This window comes from Acetobacterium bakii, assembly GCF_001263355.1.
GTDB classification, from domain to species: Bacteria; Bacillota; Clostridia; order Eubacteriales; family Eubacteriaceae; genus Acetobacterium; species Acetobacterium bakii.
This window is the reverse complement of record NZ_LGYO01000070.1, coordinates 20,934-27,569: the sequence shown is the minus strand read 5'-3', so window position 1 is coordinate 27,569 and position 6,636 is coordinate 20,934. Positions and strand designations below refer to the sequence as shown.

7 protein-coding genes are annotated in these 6,636 nt (G+C 47.7%); all 7 read left to right on the top strand.

All coding sequences use genetic code 11. From position 1 onward, the window contains the following. Window positions 1-80: 80 nt before the first annotated feature. The 7 genes from mtnP to AKG39_RS18600 are packed head-to-tail and all read left to right on the top strand — an operon-like array spanning window position 81 to window position 6,612. Complete coding sequence (gene mtnP, locus AKG39_RS18630) at window positions 81-836, top strand: S-methyl-5'-thioadenosine phosphorylase (protein ID WP_050741916.1); 756 nt, start codon at window positions 81-83, stop codon at window positions 834-836. Window positions 837-838: 2 nt separating this feature from the next. Continuing rightward, a complete protein-coding gene (gene mtnA, locus AKG39_RS18625; RefSeq protein WP_050741915.1) occupies window positions 839-1,876 on the top strand; it encodes an S-methyl-5-thioribose-1-phosphate isomerase in 1,038 nt (345 codons plus the stop codon). After that, window positions 1,873-2,610 carry a glycosyltransferase gene (locus AKG39_RS18620; protein WP_050741914.1) on the top strand — a complete coding sequence of 246 codons (738 nt, stop codon included), beginning with the start codon at window positions 1,873-1,875 and terminating at the stop codon, window positions 2,608-2,610. Before mtnA ends, AKG39_RS18620 begins: the two co-directional genes overlap by 4 nt. A gap of 17 nt (window positions 2,611-2,627) precedes the next feature. After that, window positions 2,628-3,746 (top strand): DegT/DnrJ/EryC1/StrS family aminotransferase, encoded by a 1,119-nt coding sequence (locus AKG39_RS18615; RefSeq protein ID WP_050741913.1) that lies wholly within the window; start codon window positions 2,628-2,630, stop codon window positions 3,744-3,746. Further along, a complete protein-coding gene (locus AKG39_RS18610; RefSeq protein ID WP_050741912.1) occupies window positions 3,743-4,867 on the top strand; it encodes an FAD-dependent oxidoreductase in 1,125 nt (374 codons plus the stop codon). The genes AKG39_RS18615 and AKG39_RS18610 overlap by 4 nt, the downstream gene beginning before the upstream one ends. Then, window positions 4,860-5,813, top strand: a complete 954-nt coding sequence (locus tag AKG39_RS18605; protein ID WP_050741911.1) for a glycosyltransferase — start codon at window positions 4,860-4,862, stop codon at window positions 5,811-5,813. The genes AKG39_RS18610 and AKG39_RS18605 overlap by 8 nt, the downstream gene beginning before the upstream one ends. Before the next feature lie 22 nt (window positions 5,814-5,835). Next, window positions 5,836-6,612, top strand: a complete 777-nt coding sequence (locus AKG39_RS18600; RefSeq protein ID WP_242852670.1) for a sugar phosphate isomerase/epimerase family protein — start codon at window positions 5,836-5,838, stop codon at window positions 6,610-6,612. The last annotated feature ends 24 nt before the right edge of the window (window positions 6,613-6,636 follow it).

Sequence of the window (6,636 nt, the reverse complement as noted above, 5' to 3'; positions counted from 1 at the left end):
ATTGTTTCGTGCGAAACTGACAGCGAAGCTCACGGCAGTTTTGCAATTGCCTAAACATTTAATAAACAAAGGAGAAAATTATGTATTATAGTGCAGATATTGGTGTTATTGGCGGTTCAGGTCTTTATGAATTAAGTACGGATGTGAAAAAAATTGATGTGGATACCCCTTACGGCAATCCTTCGGATCAGATTAGTCTGGTTAAGGTCGGCGATAAAACCGTGGCATTTTTACCCCGTCACGGCAAGGACCATACCCTCAATCCCTCGGAAATTAATTACCGGGCCAACATCTTTGCCCTTAAAAGTCTGGGGGTTAAGGCCATCATTTCACCCTGCTGTGTGGGCAGTCTGAAATTTGAAATGAAACCCGGTGACTTTGTGATCTCGGATCAGTTTATTAATATGACCTCGGGCCGCAAGGACACATTTTTTGAAAAACCCAAGGTTAATCATATCAGCTCGGCCCATCCCTATGACCAGAACCTCCGGGCGTTGGCCTTGGAATCCGGCAAAGAATGCGGCATCACCGTTCATGACGGCGGCACCGTCATCATTATCAACGGCCCCCGTTTTTCCACAGTGGCGGAAAGTCGGATGTTTGCCATTATGGGCGCGGACGTGGTTAATATGACCCAGTATCCCGAAGGCTATCTGTGCATGGAACAGGACATTCCGGTGGTAAATATTGCCCTGGTCACCGATTATGACGCAGGTCTGGAAGGACACCCCAACATTTCGCCGGTAACCAACGACGCGGTGCTGGCGGTTCTCAAAGAAAACGAAGAAAAAGTAAAGGCGCTTATCTTTAAACTCATTGATAAGCTTGAGGTATAAGTTTGAAACCGGTTTATTATGAAGATGGTTTATTAAAACTTATTGACCAGACCAAGCTGCCCACCGAATTTATTGTTTACTCTTATTCGGATTACCGGGAAATTGCTAGGGCGATTGTCGATATGATCGTCCGGGGCGCCCCGGCCATCGGCGTTACCGCGGCCTACGGCGTTTATTTTGGCGCCCGCGAATATGCCGATCAGCCCAAGGAGGTTTTTTTCAGTAAAATGAAAGAGGTCACCAGCTGCCTGGCCGCCACTCGTCCCACCGCCGTCAATTTATTCTGGGCCATTAAACGCATGGAAGACGTGATTGAAAAGAATAAAGATAAGGACATCAAGGCCATTGTAAAGCTTCTGGAAAAGGAAGCCCAGGATATTTGTGCCGAAGATATTCAAATGTGTCGGGACATGGGCCAACACGGCGCTGCGCTGATTCATTATGGGGATACCATACTCACCCACTGTAACGCCGGGTCCCTGGCCACCGCGGATTACGGCACGGCGCTGGGGGTCATTCGGGCTGCCCATGATGCCGGAAAAAACATTTCGGTTTATGCGGATGAGACTAGACCCTTTTTGCAAGGGGCCCGGCTGACGGCCTATGAGCTCCAGGCAGATGGCATTCCGGTAACCCTGATCACCGACAACATGGCCGGCTGGATGATGAAGCAAGGCAAAATCGACGGTGTGATTGTCGGGGCCGACCGGATTACTTCCAATGGGGATGTGGCCAACAAAATCGGCACCTATTCGGTTTCGGTGTTGGCTAAGGCCCATGGGATTCCGATGTATGTGGCCGCCCCAACTTCAACCATTGATTTTTCCATGAAATCCGGGGATGAAATTGTCATTGAAGAACGCAACTGCCGGGAAATCAGCCACATCTGCGGGATTCAGGTGGCACCCGACGGCGTCGCCATGGAAAACCCAGCCTTTGATGTCACCCCCCACCAAAATGTCACGGCGATTATTACCGAAAAGGGCGTGGTCTATCCCCCCTATGATATCAATATTCCGAAATTGTGTGAAAAACAATGAAGGTAAATATATTATTTCCGGTTCTTAACGAAGAACGCCGCCTGGAAAAAGGCATTTTAAAAACTCTGATTTTTCTGAAACGAAACAAGTTGTTTGAGTATCAGTTAACCATTATCGACAATGGTTCAACCGATGAAACCGCGGCCATCAGCCAGCGCCTCTGCGAAAAATATCCGGAGGTCCATTATCTCAGAACCCCGGAACGGGGAGTGGGAGTCGCGGTGCGAACCGGAGTAGCCGACAATACCTGTGAAATCGTCGGCTACATGGACATTGACTTATCCACCAAAATCGATCATCTCTGGGATGTCAAGGAAATTTTCGAAAACCAGCCCCAGGTGCAGATTATCAAGGGCTCCCGGTTGATGAAAGATTCCCAGGTGGTCGGACGCAAGGCCTCCCGGGAATTTACCTCAAGGGGACTGAACTCGCTGCTACACATTGTTTTTAAAAATCATTTTTCGGATGCCCTGTGCGGGTTTGATTTCTTCAGAAAAGAAACCATTGAAAACCTTGTGGCCGCTTCCAGCCAGGACAATGGCTGGTTTTATTGCGTGGAGCTGCTGCTCCGGGCCGAACGCATGGGACTTGAAGTCCATGATGTTCCGGTGGTCTGGGAGGATGACTACGATACTAAGGTTAAAGTAATTAAAACTGTGGTATCCTATCTTAAACAGATTCATTTCTTGAAATCGGAATTTATCAGGGAAGACCGAAAAAGTTCCAGATCATGACAGAAGAGGAGGCAACCGTGAAGGTACCTGCAAATAATTTACTAAGACATTACAATGAACACCAGGAAGAATACGAAGCCAAGGCATTGGAGATCCTGCGAAGCGGAAACTACGTGCTGGGAAAAGAAGTGGATGCCTTTGAAAGAGATTTCGCCCGTTATATTACCACGGATTATTGTGTGGGTCTGGGGAATTGTCTGGATGCGCTCTGGCTGTCCTTTCGAATCCTCGGTATTGGTTTGGGAGACGAGGTCATTGTGCCGGGAAATACCTATATTGCCAGCGTTATGGGCATTACCATCAACGATGCAACCCCGGTGTTTGTGGAACCGGATGCGTATCACAGCATTGATGCCGATAAAATAGAAGCAAAAATCACCGCTAAAACGAAGGCCATACTGGTGGTGCACCTCTATGGACAAAGCTGCGAAATGGATAAAATTGTGGCACTGTGCGATAAATACAAGCTGAAACTGGTGGAAGACTGTGCCCAGAGCCATGGCGGCACCTATAAGGGTAAACAAACGGGATCCTTTGGGGATATTGGCTGCTTCAGCTTTTACCCGTCGAAGAATCTCGGGGCCTTTGGCGATGGCGGTGCCATTACCACCAACAGCGAGGCCCTGGCCAAAGAATTTCGAATGTTTCGCTTTTACGGCAGTGAAAAACGCTATTATAACAAGGTGGTCGGAACCAATTCCCGGTTGGATGAGCTCCAGGCGGGGCTGCTTAACGTTAAACTGAACTATTTGGATGCCCTTAATGCGGACCGCCAGCGGGTCTGCGATGCTTATTTAAAAAACATCAGCAACCCGGTGATCACGCTTCCGAAGGTGCGCCGGGATACCCAAAACGTCTGGCATCAGTTTGTGATTACCACCCCGTACCGGGATGAGTTCATGAAGTATTTGGAAGAACAGGGCATTGGCAGCATCATTCATTACCCCATTCCGCCCCATCTTTCCGAGGCCTATGCCTATCTGAATATGGCAAAAGGCAGCCTGCCCATCACCGAGTGTCTGGCCGATGAGATTCTGTCGTTGCCCTTGTTTTACGGCATGACGGATCCCGAGCTTGAAGCCGTCATTAACGCGGTGAACGCTTTTGTGCCAAGGGTTATGGAAAAACGTTTATGAGGTATGATAAAATTATTATCGGCGCCGGTCTTTATGGGCTTTATGCCGCTGAATTCTGCGGCAGACAAGGCGAAAAGGTGCTGGTTTTAGAATGGGAAAACGCACCCTTTAAACGGGCCACCTATATCAATCAGGCCCGGGTTCATATGGGCTATCATTACCCAAGGTCTTATGCCACGGCCATAAAATCCGCCCAGTATTTTAATCGCTTTGTCAAAGACTATGAATTTTGCATTCACAGCGGCTTCGACCAGGTTTACGCCACCGGCGAGAGTTTCAGCTGGACCAATCGCGAACAATTCACGCAATTTTGCAGAGCTGCCGAGATTCCCTGTGAAGAGCTGTTTCCGGGGAAATATTTCAATGATGCTCTTTGCGACGGCGCTTTTCTCACCAGGGAATACACCTTTGACGCGCAGATCCTCAGGGATTATTTTGTGGACAAGCTGGCCAAACAGCCCGGGACCGAAATAAAATATGGGGTGCGGATTGAGAAGATCATCAAGCATGCCGATGCCTATGAAATTATGCTGGACAATGGCCAGTCTTTTCAAACCGGCTTTCTTTTAAACGCCACCTATGGTTCCGCCAATCAGATATTGAATCTGGCTGGCGCGGAGCCCTTTAAGATAAAATATGAGCTCTGCGAAATTATTCTCTGCGAGCCCACCGGCAAGCTTTTGGACGTGGGGATTACGGTTATGGACGGGCCCTTTTTTTCAATTATGCCGTTTGGAAAAACCGGCTGTCACTCCCTGACTTCGGTGAGTTTTACGCCCCATGTATCCTCCTTTGAAAGCCTGCCGACATTTGCCTGTCAGGAAAAAAGTGACGGCTATTGTAGTCCCAGTCAATTGGGAAACTGCAATGACTGCCAGGCCAAACCGGAATCGGCATGGCCGTACATGGCCAGTATGGCGAAAAAATACTTGAAGGATGAGTATGGCTTTAAGTACAAGGGGTCGCTGTTTTCAATGAAGCCGATTCTCAAAGCTTCAGAAGTGGATGATTCCCGGCCGACCGTGATTAAAACCGCCAGCCAGGAGCCGACCTTTGTTTCCGTTTTGTCGGGGAAAATCAATACCGTTTATGATTTGGATGAGGTGCTAAAAAATGATTGATGTGCAAAAAATAAGTAAAGAAAAAAACTTTGTCTCGGCCGTAATCTATGTCTACAATGATGAAGCTCGGATCGCCGGTTTTTTAGAAACAATTCATGAGGTATTAAAAAACAATTTTGACAAATACCAGATTATTTGTGTGAATGATGCGTCAACCGATAACAGTCTGGAGATTATCCGATCCGTGGCTAAAACCATCCCGGGAACAGTTATCAATGTGGTGAACATGAGCTTTTATCAGGGGGTGGAACTGTCCATGAATGCCGGCATCGACATTTCCATTGGGGATTTTGTGTTCGAGTTTGACAACATGGTTATGGATTATGAACCAGAGCTGATGATGAAAGTTTATGAACGCTCCCTGACCGGCTTTGACATTGTCAATGCCGCGCCCAAAAATTGCGGGCATAAATCGTCGAAATTATTTTATGCTCTGTTTAACTATTATGCCCCGGGCCCCCATCCCCTGCGAACCGAGAATTTTCGGGTATTGTCCCGCAGGGCCATCAATCGGGTTCATTCCATGAGCAAAACCATTCCTTACCGCAAAGCGGTCTATGCCAACTGCGGGTTAAAAATAGACACCATAGAGTATGACAATGATCCTTTGTGTGCCAAGCGCTACAATAAAGAAACAAAATATCTGCGCAAAGAAATGGCCACAGATTCCCTGATGCTCTTTACCAATATTGCCTACCGGATGTCCATTGCCGCGGCAGTTTTAATGATGGTCGCGACCTTTGGTATTGGGGTTTATACCCTGATAAGTTACGTCACCGATCAGGTTATTTCGGGCTATACCTCCATGATGCTGGTGATCGCCGGCGGATTTTTTGGCGTCTTCGCCATTCTGGCAGTGGTCATCAAGTATTTATCGATCCTGACGGATCTGGTGTTCAGTAAGGAAAAATACACGATCGAGTCTGTCGAAACCATCAGTCAATAAATTTACAAGATTGGAGTATCATATGAAATACAGCATGTTTTCCTGGTATGGATATTTTATGCCCTTTGCAGACCGCATCAAGATTATTGCGGATGCGGGTTTTGACGAAGCGATGATTTCCTGGGAGGATGAAGAAGAACCCTGGAGCATCAGAAAAGAAGATTTCCCGGAAATTGTCCGCAAGCAGGGACTGGGCATTACCAATGTTCATCTGCCATTTATCGGCTATAACGATATCTGGGAGGAATCGCGGATTCAAATCGAGCCGAAGCTGACCCTTTTTAAAAGCTATGTCAAAGACTGCAAGGATTTTGATATTCCGGCCATGGTTATGCATACCTGTGATTTGGAAGCATTTGAGCCGGACCTCGACAAGGGCCGTGCCTTTTTTTCCGAACTGGCCGACACCGCCGAGAAATACGGTATCGATCTGGCCGTCGAAAATGTGTCCCGACAGTACCTGCTGGAATATCTGCTTGACGAAATCGATGCCCCCCATTTTGGCATGTGCTACGACAGCTCCCATGACTATCTGGAAGCCGAGAATTCCGGTCGGATCCTGAAAAAACGCAAACAAAGGATTAAGGCCCTGCATCTGTCGGATAACGATTTTGAGGTTGATCGCCACTGGATTCCCAGGGAAGGTTTGATTCCTTTGGATGAGGTCATGACGGAAATTCTCAGTGTGCCTACCATTAAAACCATTTCCTATGAGGTCATTGCCAACGAACAGTGGCGGGAGCAGGATCCCGGGGATTTTGCGGCGGCGGTGTTGAAGAGTTTAAAAATCAAGGAATAGATATTCGAAAAAAAACGATTGCAA

What these genes read in the sequence shown, in the direction of transcription:
- AKG39_RS18610 (WP_050741912.1), top strand. Translation starts at nt 3,743, where the DNA reads ATGAGGTATGATAAAATTATTATCGGCGCCGGTCTTTATGGGCTTTAT.
- mtnP (WP_050741916.1), top strand. Translation starts at nt 81, where the DNA reads ATGTATTATAGTGCAGATATTGGTGTTATTGGCGGTTCAGGTCTTTAT.
- AKG39_RS18620 (WP_050741914.1), top strand. Translation starts at nt 1,873, where the DNA reads ATGAAGGTAAATATATTATTTCCGGTTCTTAACGAAGAACGCCGCCTG.
- AKG39_RS18600 (WP_242852670.1), top strand. Translation starts at nt 5,836, where the DNA reads ATGAAATACAGCATGTTTTCCTGGTATGGATATTTTATGCCCTTTGCA.
- AKG39_RS18605 (WP_050741911.1), top strand. Translation starts at nt 4,860, where the DNA reads ATGATTGATGTGCAAAAAATAAGTAAAGAAAAAAACTTTGTCTCGGCC.